This is a genomic window from Micromonospora sp. WMMA1998 (genome assembly GCF_027497375.1).
Taxonomy (GTDB): Bacteria; Actinomycetota; Actinomycetes; order Mycobacteriales; family Micromonosporaceae; genus Micromonospora; species Micromonospora sediminicola.
This window is the reverse complement of record NZ_CP114911.1, coordinates 3930852-3954696: the sequence shown is the minus strand read 5'-3', so window position 1 is coordinate 3954696 and position 23845 is coordinate 3930852. Positions and strand designations below refer to the sequence as shown.

Below are 23845 nucleotides of genomic sequence, written 5' to 3'. Positions count from 1 at the left end.
TCAGCTGTCTCCCGGCTCAGCACCGGCGTCACCGCATAGTGCAACGAGCGAGGCGGCGAGCCGGTGCGGTGACCGTCACAGCAGCCGGTCGATGGCCTTCAGCAGCTGCTCGGCCTGCTCGGGTCGGCAGACGAGCAGGTCGGGCAGGCGGGGGTTGGCGGCGTTGTAGCGCAGCGGTGACCCGTCGATCCGGGACGCGTGCATCCCCGCCCCGAGCGCGACCGCCACCGGGGCGGCGGAGTCCCACTCGTACTGCCCGCCGGCGTGCACGTACGCGTCGGCCTGGCCGGTCACCACCGCGCAGACCTTGACACCGGCGGAGCCCATCGGCACCGCCTCCGCGCCGAGGTCCTCGATGAGCTGGGGGACGAACGCGGGGGGCCGGCTGCGGCTGACCGCGATCCGCAGCGGACCGTCGACCGCGGCGGGCGTCGGCTCGCCCGTGCCCAGGATCAGCGGGGTGCCGTCCGCGCCGGTCCGCGCCGGCATGCCGACGGCGCCGGCGGTCAGCCCGCCGTCCGGTCCGGCCGAGCGCTCCCAGAGGGCCACGTGGACGGCCCAGTCGGTGCGCCCCTCCTCCGAGAACTCCCGGGTGCCGTCCAGCGGGTCGATGATCCACACCCGGTCGGCGTCGAGGCGGGCCGCCCGGTCGCCGGTGGAGAAGTCCTGTCGGGAGTCCGCCTGCTCCTCGGAGAGCACCGCGTCGGCCGGCCGGTAGCGGGCCAGCGCGGCCAGCATCAGCTCGTGCGAGGCCTGGTCGCCGGCGTCCTTGAGCGCCCGCGGGTCGGCGAAGCCCTGGCCGGCGCGCAGCGCGGTCAGCGCCTCGCCGGCGCGTCCGGCCAGCCAGCGCGCGAAGGCCTGATCGTCGAGCCGGTCGATGTCGTCGGACACCTTGCCATCCACCACCTTGTCTGATGTCGACGGGCGGCCGGCGGGTGCCCGCCGCCCGGACCGCACCATCTTGGCCGGTGGGGCGAGTGGACAACAAGTACGGGGGCGGAAACGGTACGCCCGGCCCACCGAGTTCTGCCCGCATGTTGAACTTCGCGTGTATGCCGGTCGGACCGCCGGACGCAGGCCCTAGGCTCTGCGCATGACCGCCGAGCAGCTGATCTCCTTCGCCCGTGGGGCTCCTTCGCTGGACATCGTCGATGTCGAGGGGCTCAAGGCCGCCGCCGTCCGCGCCTTCGACGCCGACCCCGCCGGGGTCACGGCGTACGGCACCTCCGTCGGTTACCCGCCCCTCCGTCGCTGGATCGCCGAGAAGCACGGTGTCGAGGCGGATCAGGTGCTGGTCACGAACGGCTCGCTGCAGGCCGACGCGTTCCTCTTCGACCACCTGGTCCGGCGCGGTGACGCGGTGGTCGTCGAGCGCCCCACGTACGACCGCACGCTGCTCAACCTCCAGCAGATGGGCGGCGAGGTGCACGGCGTGACCATCCAGCCGGACGGCCTCGACACCGCCGAGCTGCGCAAGCTGCTGGAGTCCGGGGTCCGGCCGAAGCTGGCCCACGTGATCCCGAACTACCAGAACCCGGCGGGCGTGACGCTCTCCCTGGAGAAGCGCCGTGAGCTGCTCGATCTCGCCGCCGAGTACGAGTTCACCATCTTTGAGGACGACCCGTACGCGGACATCCGCTTCCGGGGCGAGCCGCTGCCGTCGATGCTGTCGATGGACAGTCGCGGCGTGGTGGTGCACGCGTCCAGCTTCACCAAGACGGTCTGCCCGGGCGTGCGGGTCGGCTACCTGGTCGGCCCGGCGGAGCTGATCGCGGCGATCGCCAAGCGGGCCACCAACCTCTACATCTCGCCGGGCATGGTGGCCCAGGCGATCGTGCACCAGTTCTGCGTCTCCGGATCGATCGAGCAGTCCATCCGGACGGTCCGCACGGCGCTCGGCGAGCGGGCCGCGGTGCTGGCCGAGTCGCTGCGCCGGCACATCCCGGAGGCCCGGTTCGTCGAGCCGGACGGTGGTTACTTCCTCTGGGTCGAGCTGCCGGAGGACGTCGAGGTCGACCGGCTGGCGCCGGCCGCCGCCGAGCGCGGCGTCGCGGTGGTGAAGGGCAGCGACTTCATGGTCGACGGCGGCCGGCGCGCGCTGCGGTTGGCCTACTCCGCCGTGACGGCGGACCGGATCGACGAGGGTGTCCGGCGGCTCGCCGAGGCGATGGCTGCGGTTCGCGGCTAGTTTTCTGTCGGGTTTTTGACAGAACGGCCCTGCTGGCCGGCTCGGCTCTCCCGCTGGGCCGGCCGGCGGCCCACAATGCTGCGAGCGCCGCTCACCTTTCCCCGGTGACCGGCCCGCACGTCCCGGGCGGCAGTTCTTCGCCCCGGGCCGGGCCGGGGGCGCGCCCAGGCATCACTCCCGCCCCCAAGGGGTGCCGGGTGGGCCGTGTCGCCCCTCACCCCCCTGACGCGGCCCGGCCCGCCCGGCGCCACACCGCGTGACGCCCGTCGCACCCGCCCGTCCGGGCCCGCGTCCGCCCGCGCCGCGTCCGCTCCCGATCGGCGTAACCTGCAAGCCGCAGCTTCGCGGAGAGGGGGCGAGAGATGACGGACCGGGTGGCACGCGACCGCACCGCCGGGGAGAACGGCGGCCGGGCACTCCGGCCACGCGCCTGGGCCGCCCCGGTACGCGCGATGTCCCGCATCCTCAACGCCGACGGCTCCCCGCGTACGCCCCAGCCGGCCGGTCCCGGTCGCAGCGGCATCGTCGACTGCGGGCTCTACGTCGACGGCGAGCGGCAGCCCGGCCGCCCGCAGTACGCCGAGGCCCTGGCCGCCGCCCGCCGGGAGCGGGACGGCTTCGTCTGGCTCGGCCTGCACGAGCCGGACCTGGCCGAGATGACCGAGATCGCCGCCACCTTCGGCCTGCACGAACTGGCGGTGGAGGACGCGGTCAAGGCCGAGCAGCGCCCGAAGCTGGAGCACTTCGGGGAGATCGTCTTCCTGGTGCTGCGCACCGCCCGTTACTGCGAGCACACCGAGCTGACCGAGAACTCCGAGGTGGTGGAGACCGGCCAGGTGATGCTCTTCATCGGGCCGAACTTCGTGATCAGCGTCCGGCACGGGGACGCCTGCCGGCTGTCGCCGGTCCGGGCCGACCTGGAGGCGAAGCGGGACCTGCTCCGGCAGGGGCCGTGGGCGGTCGCGTACGCGATCACCGACCGGGTGGTCGACCTCTACCTGGAGGTCGCCGACCGGCTGGAGGACGACCTCGACGTGCTGGAGGCGGACGTCTTCGACCGCCAGAGCAGCGGCCGGATCCAGCGGATCTACCAGATGAAGCGGGAGCTGGTCGAGTTCAAGCGGGCGGTGGTGCCGTTGCAGCGCCCGCTGATGACGCTCACCTCCCAGGTCAACCGCGCGGTGCCGCAGGAGGTGCGCCGCTACTTCCGGGACGTGCAGGACCACCTCAGCCGCACGGTCGAGCAGGTGAACTCCTACGACGACCTGCTCAACTCGATCCTCCAGGCCCGGCTGGCCCAGGTCACCGTCGACCAGAACAACGACATGCGCAAGATCGCCGCCTGGGCCGCGATCGGTGCGGTGTGGACGGCGATCGCCGGCATCTACGGCATGAACTTCGACAACATGCCCGAGCTGAGGTGGACGTACGGCTATCCGGGCGTGTGGGCGCTGATGCTGGCCGCGTCCTTCACGCTCTACCGCCTGTTCCGCCGCAACGGCTGGCTGTAGGCACGCCGCCCGCAACGGGAAGCGCCGGCCACGCGGGACGTACCCGCGCGCCGGCGCTGCTCCGAGAACCGGGGGTCAGCGGCGACCGCTGGCCTTCGCGGCGCTCTTGCCGTTCTGCGTGGCCTTGGTGATGTCGTCGGCCGGACGGCCGCTGACGTCCCGGGCGCCCTCGGCGACCGAGGGGACCTTGCTGTTCGGGTGGATCACCGGCTCACCGGCGGGGGCGGTGGTCGACGAGCTGCTGCCGTTGGCGACGGCGGAGCTGCCGGCGCCGGTCGGGCCGGCCTGGGTCACCTTCGCGGTCGCGTCGGGGGTCTCCACCACGATCGTGTCCACGTCCTCCCGCATCGGCTCCAGCTTGTCCTGACCGGTCGGGCCGAGCGTGCCGGTCGGGTCGTACTCGGCCCACTCCTGCTGCTCGCGGCGGCGGCGCATGGCCATCGCCCCGGCCAGGCCGGCCACGGTGCCGGCGATCAGCAGGCCGGTGGTCATGCCCCGCGACCTGCGCTGCTTCTTCTTGCCCACCTTCATGTTCTTCGCCTTCTTCGTCATCGCGGACTGCTTCGCCGCCACGGCCCGGCGACCGGTCGACGCCTTGCCGGCAGCCTCGGTCCGCGCGTTGCGCACGGCGAGGACCACCGGGGCGAGAGCGGCGACGCTCGACGCGACCCCGCTGGACGCCCGATCCCGGACCAGGACGGCGGTGGGTGCGACGGCGACCCGGGCTGCCTGGACCCGCGGACCGACAGTGGCCCCGGCGCCCTTCGCCGCGTGCGTGGCGGCCTGCCGCAGGTGACCGATGCCCTGGTTCAGCTCGGCCTTCGCGAGCTGGCCCTGGGTCTTTCGCCGCCCGATTCCAAACACGGTCCCACCTCCTGGGAGTTGTTCCTTCGTCATCCTCCACCTTCGGATGCCTCCGCATGGCCAGATCGGGCACATGGGAGGATCCGCAAGGAACTGACCAACGAGTGAGGAGTACCCGTGGCCGAGGCTGTCTACGCCACCTTGCACACCAACGCCGGCCCGATCCGGCTGGAGCTCTTCCCGAACCACGCGCCGAAGACCGTCCGCAACTTCGTGGAGCTGGCCGAGGGCACCCGGGAGTACACCGACCCGCGGACCGGTCAGCCGGGCAGCGGGCCCTACTACGACGGCACCATCTCGCACCGCGTGATCAGCGGCTTCATGGTCCAGATGGGCGACCCGACCGGCACCGGGCGCGGCGGCCCGGGCTACAAGTTCGCCGACGAGTTCCACCCGGAGCTGCGCTTCGACCGGCCGTACCTGCTGGCGATGGCGAACGCCGGGCCGGGCACCAACGGCTCGCAGTTCTTCATCACCGTGGGGCCGACCCCGCACCTGAACAACCGGCACACCATCTTCGGCCAGGTGGCCGACGAGCAGTCCGCGAAGGTGGTCGACTCGATCGCCAACACCCCGACCGGGCCGAGCGACCGGCCGCTGCAGGACGTGGTGATCGAGCGCGTCGAGATCGAGCGGCAGCCGTCCTGAGCGTCACGCGGGTACCTTTGCTCGCATGACTGAGCGCTCCGGGCAGGCAGGTGACGCCACCGAAGGGCCGGTGCCGACCACTCCGGTCTGCTACCGGCACCCCGATCGGGAGACGTACATCCGGTGCACCCGCTGCGACCGGCCGATCTGCCCCGAGTGCATGCGGGACGCCTCCGTCGGCCACCAGTGCCCGGAGTGCGTCGCCGAGGGACGCCGCAGCGTGCGGCCGGCGCGTACCGCCTTCGGTGGCGGTGCCGCCGGCCGCCAGGGCTATGTGACCAAGGTCCTGATCGCGCTGAACGTGCTGGTCATGCTGCTCTCCATCGCCTCCGACCGGGGAGGTGACGCGGCCGCCGGCGGCTCCGGCTTCGGCGGCCTGATGGGCGGCTCGACGCCGCTGACCAACTGGGGTGCGGTGCTCGGCCAGGCGATGTTCCCCGACGGCACGGTCGGCGGGGTGGCCGAGGGCCAGTGGTACCGGTTGGTCACCGCGATGTTCCTGCACTACGGCCTGGTGCACCTGCTGCTCAACATGTGGGCGCTCTGGGTGCTCGGCCGAACGCTGGAGGCGGTGCTCGGGCCGCTGCGCTTCCTGGCGCTCTACCTGATCGCCGGGCTCGGCGGCAACGTCGCGGTCTATCTCTTCAGCGCCCCGAACCAGCCCGCGGTCGGCGCGTCGACGGCCATCTTCGGCCTGTTCGCCGCCATCTTCGTGATCATGCGTCGGCTCGGCCGGGACACTTCGGCGATCGTGCCGATCCTGGTGATCAACCTGATCTTCACGTTCACCGTGCCGGGCATCTCCGTGGCCGGGCACCTCGGTGGGCTGGTGGTCGGCGCGGTGATGGCCCTGGTCCTGGCGTACGCCCCGCGGATGCGGCGGACCGTCTTCCAGGCGGCGGGCGGCGCGATCCTGCTGGTGGCCCTGATCGGCCTGGCCGTCGTCCGCACCGCGGCGCTGCTCGGCTGACCCGCCGCGCCGGCTGACGACGCCGTCTCCGTAAGCAGGTCCGGCGGTCGGGGTGCGCCTGCGCGGCGGGCCGCGTGGCGCGGGTATCGCTCGGTCAGCTTGCTCTCGGACAGGTCGGCTTCGAGGCTGTTCCCTTCGGACTTGGGCGATGTTCTACCCGATCACCCTTCGTAGGGTGCTCAGGAGGAACAGCCCGTTCGGCGCGGCCGTCGAGGTGTGGCTCTTCGGGCGTGTCGTGTCTCGGGCGGCAGTGGGCCTGAAAGCGATATACCGCCTAGTCATATATATGACTGGGCGGTATAACACTCTTCAGCAATGATCTGTCCTGGACGCTCCCGCCCCTGCTCCGGCGACTTGCAACCACCCCGTCTGCCAGCGCGGCGCCGGCCAGGCCCGGCCCGACCCGGCGCGGCCCGGCGGGGCCCGCGCATGACGGCGGCGCGGCGGCGCGGCGGAACGGTCGGGGCGTGGCTCAGCGCGCGGCGGCGCGGGCGGCGGTGAGCGCGGCGGCCACCTCGTCCAGTGGGGCGTCCAGGTCGCGCCGGCCGTACAGGTGCAGCGACTCCCCGGCGTCGATCTCCAGCGTCTCGGCGGTGAGCCCGCGACGGCTGCGCCGGTCCAGCCGGATCGACTCCACGGCCGCCCAGGGCAGCCGGCGACGGCCGGCGAACCCGCGGATCACGGTGATGCCCTCCGGGTCCACCGCGAGCCGGACCGGCGCGACGACGTCGCGCAGCGCCCAGGCGAGCAGCCCGGCGGCGGCCAGGCCGGCGAGCGCCGGGCGGACCGGGTCGCCGGCGGCGAGCAGCAGGCCCAGGGCCAGCAGGAGCAGCGCGCCGAGCGCCTTGACCACCGGCGACGTGCGCGGCACCCGCCACTGTCGGGCCGGTGACGACCGTGGATCCATCCGACCAGCATGCCAGCCGCCGGTGTCCGCAGGGCGGGGGAGGACGACCGGTCGGGTCAGCACGTAGGATCGGGGCAAGCGAGGTTACCGGGGAGTAGACATGAGTGACGCGGTCATCGTCGGCGCGGTGCGGACCCCGGTCGGGCGACGCAAGGGCAGTCTCGCCGGCGTGCATCCGGTCGACCTGTCGGCGCACGTGCTGCGCGCGCTCGCCGAGCGCACCGGCATCGACCCGGGCCAGGTCGACGACGTGATGTGGGGCTGCGTGTCGCAGGTCGGCGAGCAGTCCTGGAACGTGGCGCGCAACGCGGTGCTGGCCGCCGGCTGGCCGGAGTCGGTCCCCGGCACCACGCTCGACCGGCAGTGCGGGTCCAGCCAGCAGGCGCTGCACTTCGCCGCCGCCACCGTCCTCTCCGGCCAGGCCGACCTGGTCGTCGCCGGCGGTGTCGAGTCGATGACCCGGGTGCCGATGGGCTCCAGCGTGGCCGGCGGGATGCCGTTCAGCCCGGCGATCCTGGAGCGCTACCGCGGCGTCGAGGGCGTCGCCGAAGACTCGCCGCTGCCGTTCAACCAGGGCGTCGGCGCCGAGCTGATCGCCGAGCGGTGGCGGTTCTCGCGTACCCAGCTGGACGAGTTCGCGCTGGCCAGCCACGAGAAGGCGGCCGCCGCGCAGGACGCCGGCGCGTTCGACCCGGAGCTGGCGCCGGTGGCGCTCGCCGACGGCGCCAAGTTCGCCGCCGACGAGGGCATCCGTCGCGACACCTCGCTGGCCAAGCTCGGCGAGCTGGCCACCCCGTTCCGCCCCGACGGCGTGGTCACCGCCGGGTCCGCGTCGCAGATCTCCGACGGCGCCGCCGCGCTCGCGGTGACCACCAGCGAGTGGGCCAGCCGGCACGGCCTGCGTCCGCTCGCCCGGGTGCACACCGCCGTGGTCGCCGCCGACGACCCGGTCGCCATGCTCACCGCGCCCATCCCGGCCACCGCGAAGGCGCTGCGCCGCGCGGGGCTGGGCATCGAGGAAATCGGGGTGTACGAGGTGAACGAGGCGTTCGCCCCGGTGCCGCTGGCCTGGCTGGCCGAGACCGAGGCCGACCCGGAGCGGCTCAACCCCCGGGGCGGCGCGATCGCGCTCGGCCACCCGCTCGGCGGGTCCGGTGCGCGGATCATGACGACGATGCTCCAGCACATGCGGGACAACGGCATCCGCTACGGCCTCCAGACCATGTGCGAGGGCGGCGGCATGGCCAACGCCACCATCGTCGAACTGCTCTGAGCCGGAGTCGGCGGAGTCGCACCGCAGGTGCGATTTGCACGAGTGGAAGTTCCAAAAATCGGGCGTGACCCATATCACCCCTGGTCAGCCGCTCGTTGCACCGGGCATGGACGTGTTCTCGCGAACGTTCCTTCCGGCCGCCGCCGAGACCGGCCTGGCCACCCAGACCGTCACCCGACACATGCCGGTGTTCCGCCGGTGCGTCGGCTCCGGCGACGCCACCATCCTGGTCACCCGGTGCAGCCGCCCGGACCACCCGGTCGGCGGCGAGTACCTGATGCTCCTCACCCACCGCCGGCTGGTGGTCACCCGGCAGACCCGGGTGCTGCACCGGCTCCGCCTGCATCTCAACACCGAGCTGCGGGAGCTGAGCAACGTCACCTGGAGCCCCGACCCGCGGGCGCACAGCCTGGAGCTGGCGGCCACCGCGATCGACGGGGTTCGTGAACGGTTCCTCATCCGTACCCACCACCCGAAGCAGGTGTGGCAGCTCGACGCCCTGCTGAACCACGCCTTCCGGACCCGGCTGCGGACGCCGGCGGAACGGCTCGTCGCCACCATCGGCGACTCCCCTACCGCCGCTCGGCCCGCCGTGCTCCACCCGGCGCCGGCGCGCTGACGTTCTTCTTACCTGACCCGAACGTTCCCCGGACCTTCCCGGGGACCACCGAGCGGTCATCATGGGCCGGTGACCGCCGACGCCGCACAGCGCGGGCTCGTCCTCGTGGTGGAGGACGAGCCGGCCATCGCCGACCTGGTCCGGCTCTACCTGACCCGGGACGGTTTCGGCGTACACCTGGAACGGGACGGCGACGCCGGGCTGGCCGCCGCGCGGCGCCTGCGCCCGGTGGCCTGCGTGCTCGACATCGCGTTGCCCGGCCTGGCCGGCACCGAGATCTGCCGGCGGCTGCGCGCGTCGGGTGACTGGACGCCGGTCATCTTCCTCACCGCCCGCGACGACGAGGTGGACCGGGTGGTCGGGCTGGAGCTGGGCGCGGACGACTACGTCACCAAGCCGTTCAGCCCGCGCGAGCTGGTCGCCCGGGTCCGCGCGGTGCTGCGCCGCACCTCGGGCACACCGGCCGCCGCCGAGCGACCACGGGTGCTCGGGGCGGTCACCCTCGACCCGGGCCGCCGCACGGTCACCGCCGGGGGCGTTCCGGTGCAGCTCACCTCCACCGAGTTCGACCTGCTCGCCCACCTGATGGCCCGCCCCGGCCGGGTGTTCACCCGGGAGGAGCTGCTGGCCGGCGTCTGGGGGTACGCGGCGCACGCCGGCACCCGAACCGTCGACGTGCACGTGGCGCAGGTCCGGGCGAAGCTCGGCCCGGCCAGCGTGATCCGCACCCACCGCGGCGTCGGGTACGCGGCCGATGCCTGACCACCCCACCGTCGCGCTGCCGGTCGTCGGCCCGCCGACGCCACCCGCCCGCCGCCGGAGCGCGCACACGCTGACCGCCCGCGCGATGCTCGTCACCTGCGCCGTCGCGCTGGTCTCGGTGCTGGTCACCGCGCTTGTCGCGGTTCCCCTGGCGGTGCGCGGCGCCGAGCGGCGGGACCAGGAGGCGCTGGCCGCCCAGGCCCGGCTCGCCGCCGAGGTGCTCCGCGTCCGGCCGGTCCGCCAGCGTGACAGCGCCGGGGACCGGCTCATCCGCCAGCTCCGCCAGCAGCAGGTCGAGGTGTATGTGATCCGGGGCGGCCGGGTCGACCGCCCCGGCCTGCCCGCACCGCTGGTCACCCGGGTCACCGCCGGCAAGAACGTCTCCGGCCGACGGCTGGTCGACGGGGAACGCCGGCTGGTCGAGGCGCGGGCGCTGCCGGGCGGGGACGGCGTGGTGCTCACCCGGGCCGCCACCACCGGCCCGTGGCGGCAGGTGCTGCGCGGTCTCTGGCTGCCGTTGCTCGCCGGCCTCGCCGCCGGCGCGGCCGCCGGGCTGCTGCTCGCCCGCCGGCTGGCCCGACCGATCCGCGTCGCGGCCACCGCCGCCGCCCGGCTCCGGGCCGGTGACCGGGCGGTCCGGGTGCCGGTCGAGCCGCCCGACGAGGTGGCCGACCTGGCGTACGCGCTGAACGGGCTGGCCACCGCGCTGGCCACCAGCGAGGGCCGGCAACGCGAGTTCCTGCTCTCCGTCTCGCACGAGCTGCGCACCCCGCTCACCGCCATCCGGGGCTACGCCGAGGCGCTGGCCGACGGCGTGATCGACGCCGACGCGGTGCCGGCGACCGGCCGGACCGTGCTCGCCGAGGCGGAGCACCTGGACCGACTGGTCAGCGACCTGCTCGCGTTGGCCCGGCTGGAGGCCGCCGACTTCCCGCTGGATCCCGGGCCGGTGGACCTGACCCGGCTCGCCGCCGACGCGGAGCGGACCTGGTCGGACCGGTGCGCGGCGGTCGGGGTGCCGTTCCGGATCGAGTCGCCGGGCGTGCCGGTGCCCGCGTACACCGATCCGGGTCGGATCCGGCAGGTGGTGGACGGGTTGCTGGAGAACGCGCTGCGGGTCGTACCCCCGGGGGCGCCGGTGGTGCTCGCGGTCCGGGCCGCCGGCGCGGACCCGGCGGCCGGCGGCGTGCTGGAGGTCCGGGACGGCGGCCCTGGCTTCACCGACGACGACCTGGCGGTGGCGTTCGAGCGGGGCGCGTTGCACCAGCGCTACCGGGGGGTGCGCAAGGTGGGCAGCGGCCTCGGGCTGGCGCTCGCCGCCGGGCTGGTACGCCGGCTCGGCGGCGACATCACCGCCGCGCACGCCCCGGAGGGCGGGGCGGCCTTCACCGTCCGGCTGCCCGGAGATCCTTACCTGGCTCGAACATCGGCCTGACGATCCGCTCGTGGGGGTGGGGAACGCTGACGTCACCACCGACGAGAGGAACACAGATGGCACGCCAGCGAATCGTCACCGGCGCCACCGCGCTGCTCACCGCCGCGGCGCTCGGCCTGTCCGGGTGCGGCGCGGGCCAGGTCGGCGCCGAGCCGGTCCGGGAGACCGCGGTCGAGGTGGCCGCCGCGATGGGCGCGGACGGCCAGGCGCTGGCCGCGCTCGGGGTGGACGCCGCCGACCTGGACGTCGACCCGGTCGCCGCGCCCGCGCCGTCCGCCTCCGGCACGCCGGACGAGCAGGCCCGACCGGACCGCAAGGCCGGGGCGCAGGAGTGGCGCAAGCGACACCGCGCCCGGGTGCTGCTGCGCAAGAACACCCTGCACGGCGAGGTCGTGGTGCAGACCAAGGAGGGCACGAAGACCGTCGCGGTGCAGCGGGGCGAGGTCACCGCCATCGATGACCGTTCGATGACCGTGAAGTCCACCGACGGCTTCACGAAGACCTGGACGTACGACGAGAAGCTGCGGGTGGTGGAGCGCCGTTCCACCGTTCGGGCGAGCGATATCAAGATCGGCGCCACGGTGGGCGTCGCCGGGACCACGCAGGGTGACGGCGGGGTGGCCCGACTGATCGTCGTTCCGGCCAAGCAGGGCTGACCGGGCGGCCTGTGGGTGACCTCAGGGATTTACCAGGCTAGGCTATGCCCCGACCTGCCGCCGCCTTTGTGGAGAACCCGTGAAGCTCTCGATCCTCATGCCGGTCTACAACGAGGAAGAACGCATCGCGGACGCCCTCAAGCAGGCGTTGGCGGTGGACTACCCCTGCGAGATCGAGCTGGTCGTCGTGGACGACGGCAGCCGGGACGGCACCGGCGAGGTGCTCGGCCGGGTGGACGACGCCCGCCTGCGGGTGATCACCCACCCGCGTAACGCCGGCAAGGGCGCGGCCATCAAGACCGCCGTGGACAACGCCGAGGGTGAGTACATGGTCATCCTCGACGCCGACCTGGAGTACGACCCGCAGGACATCCCGCGCCTGCTGGAGCCGGTGCTCGACGGCCGGGCCACCGTGGTCTACGGCAATCGCACCTTCGGCAGCCACAGCTCCTACAGCTTCTGGTACGTGATGGGCAACAAGGGCGTCACGCTGGCGGCCAACGTGCTCTACAACTCGTACATCGGCGACCTGGAGACCTGCTTCAAGCTGATGCCGCTGGCGCTCTACCGCTCGCTCCAGGTGCGCTCGCGCGGCTTCGGCATGGAGGCCGAGGTCACCGGCAAGCTGCTCCGCCAGCGGATCCGCCCCTACGAGGTGCCGATCAGCTACCGGGCCCGGGGCCGCGAGGAGGGCAAGAAGATCACCTGGAAGGACGGCGTCGAGGCGATCTGGATCCTGGCCCGCGAGCGCGCCCGGCGCCGCCCGGTCGGCCCCGCCGCCGCGCACTGACCCGAACGACACGAGGACCCCGCATCCCGGCGCCGGCCGGGGTCGCGGGGTCCGGTCGTATCCGGGTTCAGGCGGTGGGTCCGAGGAACGCGTCGACCGAGCGGCGCAGCCCGGCACCGTCCAGTCCGTGCCAGCGGTCGTGGTCCTCCGGCCCGCCGTAGCGGCGCAGGTCCGCCCGGCCGACGCCGAGGGCGAGCAGCCGGTGCGGCCGGTCGGCCAGCGCCTCGCTCACCACCCGGGTCGAGGTGCCGGACAGGTACGGCTCGACCAGGATCACCTCGCCGCCGGCCAGCGCCCGCAGCCCGGCGGTGTCGAACGGCCGGGGCCGGTGGGTGTAGGCCACCGTGACCGGCCGGTCGGCCACCGCCTCCAGCGCCGCGTCCAGCGTCGGCCCGACCGCCACCAGCAGCGGCGCGCCCGGTCCGGCGTCCCGGACGACCCGCAGCTCACCCGCCTCCGGGTACGCGGTCGCGTTGCTCCGGGTGGACAACCGCAGGTACGCCGAACCCGGCCCGCACACCGCCGCGCGCAGCAGCGGTCGCACCTCGTCCGGGTGGCCCGGCACGTGCACGGTCCAGCCGTCGAGCGTGTCGACCAGGGCCACGTCGGCCGGCCCGAGGTGGGTGCGCCCGGACGCCGCCCGGTCGTAGGAGGCGCCGATGCCCACCAGCACCGCGCCCACCCCCTGGTGGCCGAGATCGAGCTTGATCTGCTCGTAGGCGCGCTCGACGAGGAACGGGGCGTAGCTGTGCACGATCGGCCGCTGCCCGGTCAACGCCAGTCCGCCGGCCACGCCGATCATGAGCTGCTCCCGGATGCCGACGTTGACCACCCGGTCCGGGTAGCGGGCGGCGGCCGGCTCGAAGGCGGCGGCGGAGATGTCGGCGAGCACGATCACGCTCCGGGGGTCGGCGAGCACCTCCTCGGCCGTGCGGACGAACTCCTCGCGCATGGTCGTGGTCATGGTCACTCCCCGTTGTCGACGACCGCGACGACGACGTGCGGCCGGTGGTGGTCGTGTCCGGTGAGGGCACGGTGCAGGGCGTCGTGGTCGCGCCCGTCGACGGTGGCGGCGCTCCACCCGTGCACGGTAAACCGGCTCGCCACGCCGCCCGGCCAGCCGTGGGTGGCCGAGTGGTTGTCCACCACGATCGCGGTCAGGTCGGCCAGGCCGGTCGCTCCGGCGTACGCGATCGCCTCGTGGTTGGATCCCTCGTCCAGTTCGGCGTCGCCGAGTAGCACGTACACCCGGGGGTTCGTCCGGCCCTGGGCCCGCAGGCCGAGCGCGGTGCCGACGCCCAACCCGAGGCCGTGACCGAGCGAGCCGGACCCGATCTCGACCCCCGGCACGAGCGTCCGGTCCGGATGGTCGCCGAGCCGGCTCGCCGGGCCGCCCTGGTCGTCGAGCCACTCGACCGGTACGAAGCCGCGGGCGGCGAGCAGCGCGTAGTAGCCGGCGACCGCGTGCCCCTTGGAGAGCAGGAACCGGTCCCGGTCGGGGTCGTCCACGGTGGCCGGGGTGATCCGGAGCACCCGGTCGTAGAGCACCTGGAGCACGTCCAGCGTCGAGTACACGTTCGGGCCGAACTCGCGGCCGGCGCGGACCCGGTCCAGCAGCCCGGCCAGCTCGGTGGCGGTGGTCGTCGTCATACGGATAGCCTCGGACCTGAAGCGAACTTCAACTCAAGGCCCTGTGATGCATGAGGCAACCCTGACCATCGGCCAGCTCGCCGACCGGAGCGGCGTGGCGCCCTCCGCGCTGCGCTACTACGAACGGCTCGGCCTGATCCACGCCGCCCGTACCGGCGGCAACCAGCGTCGCTACGCCCGCACCGAGCTGCGCCGGGTGGCCTTCGTCCGGATCTCCCAGCAGGTCGGCGTCTCGTTGGACGAGATCCGGGAGGCGCTGGACTCGCTGCCCTCCGGGCGTACGCCCACCCCGGACGACTGGGCCGCGCTCTCCCGGGCCTGGCGGGACCGGCTGGACGAACGGATCCGGCTGCTCGGCAAGCTCCGCGACGACCTGGACGGCTGCATCGGCTGCGGCTGCCTGTCGTTGCAGCGCTGCACGCTCTACAACCCCGGCGACTCGCTCGCCGCCGAGGGCCCCGGCGCGCGCCTGGTGCTCCCCCGGGACTGAGGCGTCACCGCACCAGCAGCACCTTGCCGAGGTGGTCGTTCGTCTCCACCAGCCGGTGCGCGTCGGCGGCGTCCGCCATCCGCACCCGGGCGTGCACCACCGGGCGCACCCGACCGGCCTCCACCAGCGGCCACACCTGCTCGCGGACGCCGCGCGTGATCGCCGCCTTCTCCGCCACCGGACGGGACCGCAGCGCGGTGGCGTGCACCGAGCCGCGCTTGGCCAGCAGCATCCCCAGGTCGAGTTCGCCCTTGCGGCCACCCTGCATGCCGATCACCACGAGCCGCCCGCCGGTCGCCAGCGCCGCCACGTTCCGGGGCAGGTAGGACGCGCCCATGATGTCGAGGACCACGTCCGCGCCGCGCCCGTCGGTGACCCGGCGTACCTCCTCGACGAAGTCCTGCTCGCGGTAGTCGATCGTGTGCGCGGCCCCCAGCTCGCGCAGCCGGTCGTGCTTGGCCGACCGGGCGGTCACCACCACCGTCGCGCCCAGCGCCACCCCGAGCTGGATCGCGAACGTGCCGATCCCGCTGCCGCCGCCGTGCACCAGCAGCGTGTCACCCTCGGCCAACCGGGCCAGGTCGACCACGTTCGACCAGACCGTGCAGGCCACCTCCGGCAGGGCGGCGGCGTCGACCAGGTCCACCCCGGCCGGCACCGGCAGCAGCTGCCCGGCCGGCACCGCGACCTGCTCGGCGTATCCGCCGCCGGCCAGCAACGCGCAGACCTCCTGACCCACCGCCCAGCCGGTCACGTCGGGACCGAGCGCGCGGACCGTCCCCGAGCACTCCAACCCGGGGTACGCGGGCGCGCCCGGCGGCGGCGGGTAGTGGCCCTGCCGCTGGAGCAGGTCGGCCCGGTTGACCGCGCTGGCCCGCACCTCGACGACGACCTCGCCGGGGCCGGGCTCGGGGTCGGGCACCTCCGTCCAGACGAGGGCCTCGGGTCCGCCGGGTTCGGTGATCGTGATCGCGCGCATGGCTCAGTCTTACCCGATCCCGGGTTCGTGGCAGACTATGCGCGGTCGGGTTCCCCTCGGGGAGCACGTCGGGAGGGTTCGCCTAGTGGCCGATGGCGCTGGTCTTGAAAACCGGTAAGGCAGCGATGTCTTCGTGGGTTCGAATCCCACACCCTCCGCCCGCAACGCCCAGGAGGCCGAGGTGACGGACGCGGCGTTGGCCGAGGTGATGGCCGAGTTGGCCGCGCTGGAGGACCCGAGGATCCGCGCGGTCAACGAGCGGCACGGCGACGACCACGGGGTCAACCTGGGCGGGCTGCGGGCGGTCGCGAAGCGCCTGAAGACCCAGCAGGACCTGGCGTACGCGTTGTGGCGCACCGGGGACAGCGCGGCCCGGCTGCTGGCGCTGCTGGTCTGCCGGCCGAAGGCGTTCGGTGCGGACGAGTTGGACGACATGCTGCGCGAGGCGCGTACGCCCAAGGTGCACGACTGGCTCGTGGCCTACGTGGTGAAGAAGAGCCCGCACGCCGAACGGCTGCGGCTGGCCTGGCTCGCCGACCCGGATCCGGTGGTGGCGAGCGCCGGTTGGGCGTTGACCACCGAGCGGGTGGCGCGCAAGCCAGACGGGCTCGACCTGGCCGGCCTGCTGGACGTGATCGAGGCGGAGATGCGGGACGCCCCGGACCGCCTCCAGTGGGCGATGAACCACTGCCTGGCCCAGATCGGGATCGACCACGCGGAGCACCGTGACCGGGCGATCGCCGTCGGCGAGCGCCTGGCGGTGCTGAAGGACCATCCGACGCCGCCGGGCTGCACGTCGCCGTACGCGCCGATCTGGATCACCGAGATGGTGCGCCGGCAGCACGAGAGCGGGGTATGAAGGGGCGCAGAACATTTCGCGCACCCGGAAGGACCGTTTCGATGACCCTGGAACGACCGATCGCCCCGGACCCGTACGAGCTGCTGCCGACGGTGTCGGCGTTCGACCTGACCAGCGACGACGTGCACAACGGCGAGCCGATGGACGCGCGGTACGCGCACGGCAGCGCCGGCGGCGGGAACGTGTCGCCGCACCTGTCCTGGTCCGGCTTCCCGGCGGAGACGAAGAGCTTCGTGGTCACCTGCTTCGACCCGGACGCCCCGACCGGCAGCGGGTTCTGGCACTGGGTGCTGGTGGACCTGCCCGCGTCCGTCACCGAGCTGCCCACCGGGGTGGCGGAGGCCGACCTCGGGGGCGCGTTCAGCATCCGCAACGACTACGGCGACACCGGTTACGGCGGCGCGGCGCCGCCCCCGGGTGACCGACCGCACCGGTACGTCTTCGCGGTGCACGCGGTCGACGTGGAGCGCCTGGACGTGGGCAAGGACGCCAGCCCGGCCTTCGTCGGCTTCAACCTGGCGTTCCACACCCTGGCCCGCGCGGTGATCCGCCCGACCTACCAGGTCAAGGACTGACCAGAGGTAAGCAGGGGCCCCTTCTTAACGCGTGGGTGTGAGAGGGGGCCCCATCTATACCGGAGGCGTTAACCGGGGCCCCTCCTTGCGCCTCAGGCGGGGACGCGGGCGACGGCGAAGACGGACTGGCCGAACGGCGGCCGGACCCGCTGCTCCGCGGCCTTGGTCGCGGGCAGCACCAGCGTGTCGTAGACCTTCACCATCGGGCCCTCCTTCGGCATCAGCCGGAAGACCTTGGTGGCCATGAAGTAGCCGATCAGGCCGAGCGCGTTCGCGTAGTGGATCTTCTCCACGGTGAGCCCGGCCTCGGTCATCGCCGCGCCGAGCGTCTTCTTCGTGTAGCGCCGCACGTGGCCGGTGGCGATGTCCGCCGGGCTCATCGCGAACTGGAACGCCGGCACGATGATGACCACCGCGCCGCCGGGGCGGACCAGGTCGCGCATGCTGCGCAGCGCGCCCACGTGGTCGTCGATGTGCTCCAGCACGTTGTAGGAGACGGCGGCGCTGTAGTCGCCCCGCTCGGTGTGCGGCAGCAGCATCTGCCGGACCTCGACGCCCGGGTGGTCGGCCAGCCGTTCCTTGAGCTTGATCAGCCGCTCCGGGTCGGCCTCGGTCGCGGTGATCCGGGGCAGGTGCTCGGCCCACTCCAACGCGTAGTCGCCGAGGCCGCTGCCGATCTCGATGGGGTTGTCACCGAGGTAGGGCACGGCCAGCTCGACGAACCACCGTCGGTGGTTGACCGCCGTCGCCAGGCCTTCGAGCACCTCCGACTGGACGCGCTGATCCCCAGTGATTTCTGCCATGCGTCGATTCCTCACGATATGACTGACCCGCGCCTGGACCGTCAGAGTCAACCATCTGGATGGCTGGTGGGGAAATCGGGGCACCGGGGTGGCCGAATTGCGGTCGGGTGGGGCACGTGATCGGCGGTCGGCGAACTCGGCACATAGTACGTGAGTCCCGGAAACATGTCACGGGCCCGTCATACCCTGACTACGCTCTGAAATGTCATGACTACTCCGGAATCGGACGTGGGCCCACGGGGTCGGCGGTTCGACGCCCTCGCCGTGCTCAGCTTCGTGCTGCTCGCGTTCTGGGTCACCGCTCGCCTGTGGGTGGATCCGGCGAACGGGGTCCGGGACAATCGCACCGATCAGGCGCAATTCGAATGGATGATGGCGCACGGTGCGCGCGTCGTCACGGATTTCGCCTATCCGTTCACCTCGGACCGCATGAATGTGCCGGACGTGGTCAATCTCATGGCCAATACGTCCGTATTATCCATTTCGGTGCCGCTGTCGCCGATAACGCTGTGGTGCGGGCCGCGGTGGTCCTTTCTCATTTTCCTCACCCTCGGCCTCGCCGCCACCGGAGCGGCCTGGTACTTCCTGCTCTCCCGCGTGGTGATCGGCGCCCGCGGGCCGGCCTGGCTGGGCGCCGGCTTCTGCGCGTTCGCGCCCGCGATGGTGTCGCACGCCAACGCCCACCCGAACATCGTCAGCCAGTTCGTGGTGCCCCTGATCGTCTGGCGGACGCTGCGGCTGGCGCAGCCCCGCCGCTGGCTGCGCAACGGGGTGCTGCTCGGCCTGGTGATCGTCTGGCAGGCGTTCCTCAACCTGGAGATCCTCCTGATGACCGCCATCGGCCTGGGCGTGGTGGTGCTGGCGCTCGCGCTCGGGCGGCCCGCGCTGCGGTCGGCGGCCCGCCCGTTCGCCGCCGGGCTCGGGGTGGCCGCCGTGGTCGCCGGGGCGCTGCTCGCGTACCCGCTCTGGGTGCAGTTCTTCGGCCCCGGCGCCTACAGCGGGCTCTCCACCCTGATCCGGGGCTACTCCACCGACCTCGCCGCGTACGTCGCGTGGTCGCGGGAGTCGGTGGCCGGCGACGCCCGGGGCAGCGAACCACTGGTGAAGAACGCCACCGAGGAGAACGCGTTCTTCGGGTGGCCGCTCGTGGTGCTGGTGGCCGCGCTGGTCTGGTGGCTGCGCCGGGACGCGGTGGTGCTCGGGCTGGCCGCGGTGGGGCTGGTGTTCGCGCTCTTCTCGCTCGGCCGGGAGATCCGGTTCGACGGGCGGGACACCGGCGTCCCGGGCCCGTGGGCCGCGCTGGAGAACCTGCCGGTCCTGCACTCGGTGGTGCCCACCCGCTGGTCGCTCGCGCTCACCCCGATCGTCGGCGTGCTGCTCGCGCTCGGGGCCGACCGGGCCCGACGTCTCGCCGCGCGTCACCCCGCGGCGCGCGGGCAGATCCGGTTCGCCACCGGCACCGTGCTGGCCATGGCGCTGCTGCCGATCCTGCCCACCCCGCTGCCGGCCAAGCGACTCGACCCGACCCCCGCGTTCGTCACCTCCGGGGCCTGGCGTCCCTACGTCGCCGACGGGCGGAGCGTCGTCACGCTCCCCCTGCCCGACACCACGTACGCGGTCCCGCTGCGCTGGTCCGCCGAGACCGGGCTGGACATGCCGCTGGCCCGGGGCTACTTCCTCTATCCGGACACTCGCCCGGGCGGCGACCGGATCGCCCTCTTCACCGCGCCACCGCGTCCCACCAGCACGTTCTTCGACACGGTGCGGCGCACCGACGCGGTGCCCCCGATCACTCCGCAGGACCGGGTGGCCGCCGTCGACGACCTTCGGTACTGGCGGGCCGGCGTGGTGGTCCTCGACCCCCGGCTGCGGCAGGCCGAGGCGCTGCGCCGGGCGATGACCGAGCTGACCGGGATCACGCCCACCCGCTCCGGCGGGGTGTGGCTGTGGGACGTGCGGCCGCTCGTCGAGTGAACGGTCAGCCCTGACGGACGCAGCAGCCCTGGCAGACCTTGGGCCGGGGCAGCGTGAACGCGAGGCAGCAGGTGCGCCGCTGCACGGTCGGTTCGCCGGTCGGGCCGGGCACCAGCTCGACCAGGTCGCCCAGGTCGAGCGCGTCCAGCAGCGTGGTCACGGTCGCGGCCGACGAGCCGGGCAGCGCGTCCGCCGCGCGCAGGATGCCGTGCGCGATGCCGGACGCCACCGAGCCGAGCAGCGTACGGGTGCCGATTCGGACCTCGCCCTGGATGGCGGTGATCAGCGGGGCGAAGTGCGCGTCGAGCAGCGACGCGCGCAGCTCGCCGAGCAGCGCCGTCTCGTCGGCGACCACCCGGACCCCCGGCGCGCCGGTGAGGGCGAGCGGGTCGCCGGGCAGCACCGCCACCGGGGTCGAGGCGCGCAGCCCCAGGGTGAGCAACTGGTGGTGGTCCTCGAAGTGCACCAGCACGTGGGCCGGGTCGAGCAGCGGCACCCGGCGGGCCGAGGCCCAGCCGAGCACGGCCGGCAGCGCGGTCCAGTAGCTGTAGGACTTCCAGGCCAGCGCGGCGCAGGCGTGCGGGGTGCCGCCCCAGCGTCGGCCCGCGGCGGCGAGGAAGTCGGGCAGCAGCGTGCCGTCGACCAGGCGGGCGGCCGGGCTCCAGCGGCCCAGCTCGTCGCGGACCAGCAGGCCGGGCGCGAGCCCGGGCAGGTCGTCGGTGCCGAACATGGCGCGCAGGGTCGCGGTCACCGGGGCGAACGGGGTGGCGACGTCGCGCCCCGGCATCACCGCAGTCACCTGGCCGTCCCCTGTCTGGTCGCCCTGCCGGCCGGCGCGTGCCGTCGACCGAAGCTAAGGCTAGCCTAACCACATGCCCCGGCGGAGGGAAAGTGGTGCCACGGGCTTCAGGGGGAGGTCCCGGTCACTCCGTCGCCGTCGCGTACTACCCGGCGGGGTGGGCGGAAAACGCCGCCGGGCGGGCCGGGCGGGTGGCGCAAGCATCGACGTGTGCCGTTGAATTGTCAAGACGACTGTCGAATACGAGGCAGTTTCCGTACACGTCCGGCCACCCAACGTGAAAATGGTCGTCCCGGCTACGAGGAAGCTGATGACGACCTCACCGATCGAGCGTGCCGCCGACTCGTTCGCGGCCGAACTCGCCCGGCACCGGACCGGCCGAGGGTTGTCCAAGAAACAGTTGGCGACGCTGATGGGCTTCGACCCGTCCTACGTCAGCCACGTCGAAGGGCGCCGCCACCGGCCCACCGAGGACTTCGCCCGCCGGGCCGAGGCCGTCCTGGAGGCCAGCGGCGCGATCTGGCAGCGCTTCCGGGAGTACGACGAGCTGCGGCACGGCCGGGCCGCCGGGGCGCACCGGGACCCGCCGGTACCCGGCCAGTGGCTGCCGCCCGGCACCGGCCTGGTGGTCGAGCGCGAAATCGCCACGCTCACCCACACCGGCGACGGCTACCACTGCGCCATCCGCCGGGAGCTCTACAACGCCGGCACCGAGCCGGTCACCCGCTACCTGGTCCGGGTCGCGGTCGACCGCTACCCGAACGATCCGGGGCGCTCCAACCGGCACCACCGGGAGCACCCACTCACCTTCGCCGAGCTGCAACTCACCGCGTACCGGGACGACGGCAGCGGGCGGGAGCCGATGCACTGGCGGGCCAAACACGACCGGGACGCGTTCAAGGAGATCTGGCTGCTCTTCGAGAACGACGAGGGTCGCTTCCCGCTCTACCCGGGCGACCGGGTCACCATCGAGTACGCGTACCAGGTCGGCCGGGACAAGTGGGGCCCCTGGTTCCAGCGCGCCGTACGCCTGCCCACCCGGCACCTGGCGGTGCGCCTCGACCTGCCCACGGACCTCGACCCCAAGGTCTGGGGCGCGGAGACCTCGCTGTCGGCGGAGGAGGGCCCGCTGCGGACGCCGATCCAGCGCACCGCGGCCGACGACCGGCTGATCTTCGACTGGGGGACCGACGACCCGCCGCTGAACGCCCGCTACCGGTTGCAGTGGCGGTTCCGCAGTCCGGCGCCGGAGGCCGAGCCGGACGGCCCGCCGGCCGGCGGCCGGGTGCGGGCCAGCGACCGGATGCGCGCGGTGGGCATCGTGCAACGCGGCGACGACCTGCTCCGGCAACCGGCCCGCCCGTTCGACCTGCCGGCCGAGGAGCCGCACGCCCGGAAGGTGGTCGACCGGCTCGCCGGCATGCTGGTCCGCCTGGACGAGCTGCACCCGTTCAGCAAGGGCGTCGGCCTCGCCGCGCCCCAGCTCGGCCTCGGCTGGTCCGCCGCCCTGGTCCGCCCCGCCGACCGGGCGGCCGAACCGGTGGTGCTGCTCAACCCCCGGGTGGTGGACGCCACCACCGAGACCGACGAGCAGTACGAGGGCTGCCTCTCCTACTTCGACCACCGCGGTCTGGTGCCCCGGCCGCTGCGGATCGACGTCGAGCACGCCCTCTGGGACGGCAGCCGGGTGATCACGTCCTTCGAGTACGCGATGGCCCGGCTGGTCGCGCACGAGATCGACCACCTGGAGGGGCGCCTGTACGTCGACCGGATGGCCCCCGGCGTGCCGCTGGTGCCGGTGGAGGAATACCGCGAGACCGGTACCCCCTGGCGCTACTGACACGGGGGGCCGGGTCGCGTGCCCCAGGGGGCGGGGGCACGCGACCCGGCTCGGGGGGAGAAAGGCTCAGAGGTTGCCGAACGTGTCGTAGCGGATGTGGTCCGGCGGGACGTCGTCGGCGGCGAGCGCCCGCAGCGTCGCCCGGACCATGGCCGCCGAACCGGAGACGTAGCAGTCGTGCGTGGTCCACGGGCCGTACCGGGTGACCACCTCGGAGACGTCACCCTGCTCACCGGCGTAGTCCGGGTCCTCGCTGCACGCCGGCGTCACCGACAGCCAGGGGTGGGTCGCCACCAGCTCCTCCAGGCCGGCCAGCCCGTACAGCTCCTCGGGGCGGCGGGCGCCGTAGAAGACGTGCACCCAGCGGGTGCGGTTGACCCGGGCCAGCTCCTCCACCAGCGCCTTGATCGGGGCCAACCCGACCCCGCCGGCCACGCAGAGGATGTCCCGGGTGGAGTCCGGGTCCAGCGTCATCGAACCCATCGGCGCGGCCACCCGGAGCAGGTCACCCGGCTTGGTCCGGCGGACCAGCGCGCCGGAGACCCAGCCGGCCGCCCCGGCCGGTGTCCGGACGTGGAACTCCAGCACGTTCTCCTCGTTCGGGGCGTTCGCCACCGAGTACGTCCGCCACACCCGGGGGTGGTAGCGGGGCACCTCCACGCTCACGTACTGACCGGCCTTCCAGGGGAGCGGATCCTGGAGGGCGCGGACGGTCAGCACCGCCGTGTCCGGGCCGTGCCGCTCGTGGGTGAGCACCTCGGCGTGCCAGAACGGCGGGTTCCCGTCCGCCTCCGCGCCGGCGAGCATCCGCTCGCTGATGCTCGCGTACGCCTCCCGCCACGCCTGGTCGTACTCCAGGTTCCAGCCGTCGCCGGCGGTGCTGCGCAGCGCGTCGAGCAGGGCGACGCCCATGGTCTCGTAGTGGCCGGACGACACGTGGTACTTCCGGTGGTCCCGGCCCAGCGCGCGCAGGTACTCGTCGAAGCTCTCCGGGTCGTCCACCGTCTGGGTGGCCGTGACGATGGCCTCCAGGATCCGGTCGCCCTGCCCGTTCATCTGCACCGGGAAGAGCTTGCGCAGCTCCGGGTCGAGGAGGAACAGGCGGGCGTAGAAGTGGCCGCTGAGCCGCTCCCGGTGCTCCTCCACCAGGGCCCAGCTCTCCTTCAGCAGCCGCGCGAAGTTCTCCACAGGGGCACGCTCCTTCTCCGTACGGGCGGATCGGCCCCCATAGAATGTCCACGGAGCGTGTCCGG

At 73.3% G+C, this 23845-nt stretch carries 24 protein-coding genes and 1 tRNA gene; 16 read left to right on the top strand and 9 right to left on the bottom strand.

What is annotated here, in order from left to right; translation table 11 throughout:
* Window positions 1-75: 75 nt before the first annotated feature.
* Window positions 76-891, bottom strand: coding sequence for a 3'(2'),5'-bisphosphate nucleotidase CysQ (locus tag O7600_RS17885; RefSeq protein ID WP_281588829.1), 816 nt, complete (start codon window positions 889-891; stop codon window positions 76-78).
* 202 nt (window positions 892-1093) lie between these two features.
* Here O7600_RS17885 and O7600_RS17880 point away from each other — a divergent pair, with 202 nt between their 5' ends.
* Window positions 1094-2188: a PLP-dependent aminotransferase family protein gene (locus tag O7600_RS17880; RefSeq protein WP_281588827.1), complete on the top strand. Its 1095-nt coding sequence runs from the start codon at window positions 1094-1096 to the stop codon at window positions 2186-2188.
* Window positions 2189-2550: 362 nt separating this feature from the next.
* Entirely contained in the window at window positions 2551-3699 is a 1149-nt protein-coding gene (corA, locus tag O7600_RS17875) for a magnesium/cobalt transporter CorA (RefSeq protein ID WP_091568134.1), read from the top strand.
* 75 nt (window positions 3700-3774) lie between these two features.
* Here the strand turns inward: corA and O7600_RS17870 are convergent, their stop codons facing one another.
* A complete protein-coding gene (locus O7600_RS17870) occupies window positions 3775-4596 on the bottom strand; it encodes a hypothetical protein (RefSeq protein ID WP_281588824.1) in 822 nt (273 codons plus the stop codon).
* A gap of 84 nt (window positions 4597-4680) precedes the next feature.
* Between O7600_RS17870 and O7600_RS17865 the strand changes: the two genes are divergently transcribed.
* Both O7600_RS17865 and O7600_RS17860 read left to right on the top strand, forming a co-directional pair.
* Entirely contained in the window at window positions 4681-5211 is a 531-nt protein-coding gene (locus tag O7600_RS17865; RefSeq protein ID WP_091568142.1) for a peptidylprolyl isomerase, read from the top strand.
* Between the two features lie 25 nt (window positions 5212-5236).
* A complete protein-coding gene (locus O7600_RS17860) occupies window positions 5237-6181 on the top strand; it encodes a rhomboid family intramembrane serine protease (RefSeq protein WP_099163284.1) in 945 nt (314 codons plus the stop codon).
* Window positions 6182-6653: 472 nt separating this feature from the next.
* On the opposite strand, the gene O7600_RS17855 is transcribed toward O7600_RS17860, so the two are convergent.
* Window positions 6654-7088, bottom strand: a complete 435-nt coding sequence (locus O7600_RS17855; protein ID WP_281588820.1) for a PH domain-containing protein — start codon at window positions 7086-7088, stop codon at window positions 6654-6656.
* A 100-nt stretch (window positions 7089-7188) separates the two neighbouring features.
* Here O7600_RS17855 and O7600_RS17850 point away from each other — a divergent pair, with 100 nt between their 5' ends.
* The 6 genes from O7600_RS17850 (at window position 7189) to O7600_RS17825 (ending at window position 12623) form a co-directional block, all read left to right on the top strand.
* Window positions 7189-8361 carry an acetyl-CoA C-acyltransferase gene (locus O7600_RS17850; RefSeq protein WP_281588818.1) on the top strand — a complete coding sequence of 391 codons (1173 nt, stop codon included), beginning with the start codon at window positions 7189-7191 and terminating at the stop codon, window positions 8359-8361.
* Between the two features lie 106 nt (window positions 8362-8467).
* Window positions 8468-8980, top strand: a complete 513-nt coding sequence (locus O7600_RS17845) for a hypothetical protein (RefSeq protein ID WP_281588816.1) — start codon at window positions 8468-8470, stop codon at window positions 8978-8980.
* 69 nt (window positions 8981-9049) lie between these two features.
* Complete coding sequence (locus O7600_RS17840) at window positions 9050-9742, top strand: response regulator transcription factor (protein ID WP_281588814.1); 693 nt, start codon at window positions 9050-9052, stop codon at window positions 9740-9742.
* The gene (locus O7600_RS17835; RefSeq protein WP_281588812.1) at window positions 9735-11177 is read left to right on the top strand and encodes a HAMP domain-containing sensor histidine kinase; all 1443 of its coding nucleotides are present in this window, start codon (window positions 9735-9737) and stop codon (window positions 11175-11177) included. Before O7600_RS17840 ends, O7600_RS17835 begins: the two co-directional genes overlap by 8 nt.
* A gap of 56 nt (window positions 11178-11233) precedes the next feature.
* Window positions 11234-11833: a hypothetical protein gene (locus tag O7600_RS17830; RefSeq protein WP_281588810.1), complete on the top strand. Its 600-nt coding sequence runs from the start codon at window positions 11234-11236 to the stop codon at window positions 11831-11833.
* A gap of 79 nt (window positions 11834-11912) precedes the next feature.
* Complete coding sequence (locus tag O7600_RS17825; protein ID WP_281588808.1) at window positions 11913-12623, top strand: glycosyltransferase family 2 protein; 711 nt, start codon at window positions 11913-11915, stop codon at window positions 12621-12623.
* 67 nt (window positions 12624-12690) lie between these two features.
* Here the strand turns inward: O7600_RS17825 and O7600_RS17820 are convergent, their stop codons facing one another.
* The gene (locus O7600_RS17820; protein WP_281594191.1) at window positions 12691-13575 is read right to left on the bottom strand and encodes a transketolase; all 885 of its coding nucleotides are present in this window, start codon (window positions 13573-13575) and stop codon (window positions 12691-12693) included.
* Window positions 13576-13589: 14 nt separating this feature from the next.
* Window positions 13590-14273: a transketolase gene (locus O7600_RS17815; protein ID WP_281588807.1), complete on the bottom strand. Its 684-nt coding sequence runs from the start codon at window positions 14271-14273 to the stop codon at window positions 13590-13592.
* A gap of 46 nt (window positions 14274-14319) precedes the next feature.
* On the opposite strand from O7600_RS17815, the gene soxR reads away from it, so the two are divergent.
* Window positions 14320-14763, top strand: coding sequence for a redox-sensitive transcriptional activator SoxR (soxR, locus tag O7600_RS17810; protein WP_281588805.1), 444 nt, complete (start codon window positions 14320-14322; stop codon window positions 14761-14763).
* 4 nt (window positions 14764-14767) lie between these two features.
* Here soxR and O7600_RS17805 read toward each other — a convergent pair whose 3' ends face one another.
* The gene (locus O7600_RS17805; RefSeq protein ID WP_281588803.1) at window positions 14768-15742 is read right to left on the bottom strand and encodes an NAD(P)H-quinone oxidoreductase; all 975 of its coding nucleotides are present in this window, start codon (window positions 15740-15742) and stop codon (window positions 14768-14770) included.
* A gap of 71 nt (window positions 15743-15813) precedes the next feature.
* Between O7600_RS17805 and O7600_RS17800 the strand changes: the two genes are divergently transcribed.
* From O7600_RS17800 to O7600_RS17790, 3 genes are all read left to right on the top strand, one after another.
* Window positions 15814-15900, top strand: a tRNA-Ser gene (locus O7600_RS17800).
* Window positions 15901-15950: 50 nt separating this feature from the next.
* A complete protein-coding gene (locus O7600_RS17795; RefSeq protein WP_348651384.1) occupies window positions 15951-16601 on the top strand; it encodes a DNA alkylation repair protein in 651 nt (216 codons plus the stop codon).
* A gap of 41 nt (window positions 16602-16642) precedes the next feature.
* The gene (locus O7600_RS17790; RefSeq protein WP_281588799.1) at window positions 16643-17176 is read left to right on the top strand and encodes a YbhB/YbcL family Raf kinase inhibitor-like protein; all 534 of its coding nucleotides are present in this window, start codon (window positions 16643-16645) and stop codon (window positions 17174-17176) included.
* 92 nt (window positions 17177-17268) lie between these two features.
* On the opposite strand, the gene O7600_RS17785 is transcribed toward O7600_RS17790, so the two are convergent.
* Window positions 17269-17979, bottom strand: coding sequence for a class I SAM-dependent methyltransferase (locus tag O7600_RS17785; RefSeq protein WP_091568193.1), 711 nt, complete (start codon window positions 17977-17979; stop codon window positions 17269-17271).
* 207 nt (window positions 17980-18186) lie between these two features.
* On the opposite strand from O7600_RS17785, the gene O7600_RS17780 reads away from it, so the two are divergent.
* Complete coding sequence (locus O7600_RS17780; protein ID WP_281588796.1) at window positions 18187-19953, top strand: hypothetical protein; 1767 nt, start codon at window positions 18187-18189, stop codon at window positions 19951-19953.
* A 4-nt stretch (window positions 19954-19957) separates the two neighbouring features.
* On the opposite strand, the gene O7600_RS17775 is transcribed toward O7600_RS17780, so the two are convergent.
* Window positions 19958-20740: a hypothetical protein gene (locus O7600_RS17775; RefSeq protein ID WP_281594190.1), complete on the bottom strand. Its 783-nt coding sequence runs from the start codon at window positions 20738-20740 to the stop codon at window positions 19958-19960.
* Window positions 20741-21062: 322 nt separating this feature from the next.
* On the opposite strand from O7600_RS17775, the gene O7600_RS17770 reads away from it, so the two are divergent.
* On the top strand, window positions 21063-22592 hold the full coding sequence (locus O7600_RS17770; RefSeq protein WP_281588795.1) for a peptide deformylase: 1530 nt from the start codon (window positions 21063-21065) through the stop codon (window positions 22590-22592).
* 66 nt (window positions 22593-22658) lie between these two features.
* Here O7600_RS17770 and O7600_RS17765 read toward each other — a convergent pair whose 3' ends face one another.
* Window positions 22659-23780 carry a globin domain-containing protein gene (locus O7600_RS17765; protein WP_281588793.1) on the bottom strand — a complete coding sequence of 374 codons (1122 nt, stop codon included), beginning with the start codon at window positions 23778-23780 and terminating at the stop codon, window positions 22659-22661.
* Window positions 23781-23845: the final 65 nt, after the last annotated feature.

Bases quoted from the DNA above. Each gene is read 5' to 3' on its own strand.
- O7600_RS17880 (WP_281588827.1), top strand. From the start codon at position 1,094: ATGACCGCCGAGCAGCTGATCTCCTTCGCCCGTGGGGCTCCTTCGCTG.
- corA (WP_091568134.1), top strand. From the start codon at position 2,551: ATGACGGACCGGGTGGCACGCGACCGCACCGCCGGGGAGAACGGCGGC.
- O7600_RS17870 (WP_281588824.1), bottom strand. From the start codon at position 4,596: ATGACGAAGGAACAACTCCCAGGAGGTGGGACCGTGTTTGGAATCGGG.
- O7600_RS17860 (WP_099163284.1), top strand. From the start codon at position 5,237: ATGACTGAGCGCTCCGGGCAGGCAGGTGACGCCACCGAAGGGCCGGTG.
- O7600_RS17855 (WP_281588820.1), bottom strand. From the start codon at position 7,088: ATGGATCCACGGTCGTCACCGGCCCGACAGTGGCGGGTGCCGCGCACG.
- O7600_RS17850 (WP_281588818.1), top strand. From the start codon at position 7,189: ATGAGTGACGCGGTCATCGTCGGCGCGGTGCGGACCCCGGTCGGGCGA.
- O7600_RS17845 (WP_281588816.1), top strand. From the start codon at position 8,468: ATGGACGTGTTCTCGCGAACGTTCCTTCCGGCCGCCGCCGAGACCGGC.
- O7600_RS17835 (WP_281588812.1), top strand. From the start codon at position 9,735: ATGCCTGACCACCCCACCGTCGCGCTGCCGGTCGTCGGCCCGCCGACG.
- O7600_RS17830 (WP_281588810.1), top strand. From the start codon at position 11,234: ATGGCACGCCAGCGAATCGTCACCGGCGCCACCGCGCTGCTCACCGCC.
- O7600_RS17820 (WP_281594191.1), bottom strand. From the start codon at position 13,575: ATGCGCGAGGAGTTCGTCCGCACGGCCGAGGAGGTGCTCGCCGACCCC.
- O7600_RS17815 (WP_281588807.1), bottom strand. From the start codon at position 14,273: ATGACGACGACCACCGCCACCGAGCTGGCCGGGCTGCTGGACCGGGTC.
- soxR (WP_281588805.1), top strand. From the start codon at position 14,320: ATGCATGAGGCAACCCTGACCATCGGCCAGCTCGCCGACCGGAGCGGC.
- O7600_RS17805 (WP_281588803.1), bottom strand. From the start codon at position 15,742: ATGCGCGCGATCACGATCACCGAACCCGGCGGACCCGAGGCCCTCGTC.
- O7600_RS17795 (WP_348651384.1), top strand. From the start codon at position 15,951: ATGGCCGAGTTGGCCGCGCTGGAGGACCCGAGGATCCGCGCGGTCAAC.
- O7600_RS17790 (WP_281588799.1), top strand. From the start codon at position 16,643: ATGACCCTGGAACGACCGATCGCCCCGGACCCGTACGAGCTGCTGCCG.
- O7600_RS17785 (WP_091568193.1), bottom strand. From the start codon at position 17,979: ATGGCAGAAATCACTGGGGATCAGCGCGTCCAGTCGGAGGTGCTCGAA.
- O7600_RS17780 (WP_281588796.1), top strand. From the start codon at position 18,187: ATGACTACTCCGGAATCGGACGTGGGCCCACGGGGTCGGCGGTTCGAC.
- O7600_RS17775 (WP_281594190.1), bottom strand. From the start codon at position 20,740: ATGCCGGGGCGCGACGTCGCCACCCCGTTCGCCCCGGTGACCGCGACC.
- O7600_RS17770 (WP_281588795.1), top strand. From the start codon at position 21,063: ATGACGACCTCACCGATCGAGCGTGCCGCCGACTCGTTCGCGGCCGAA.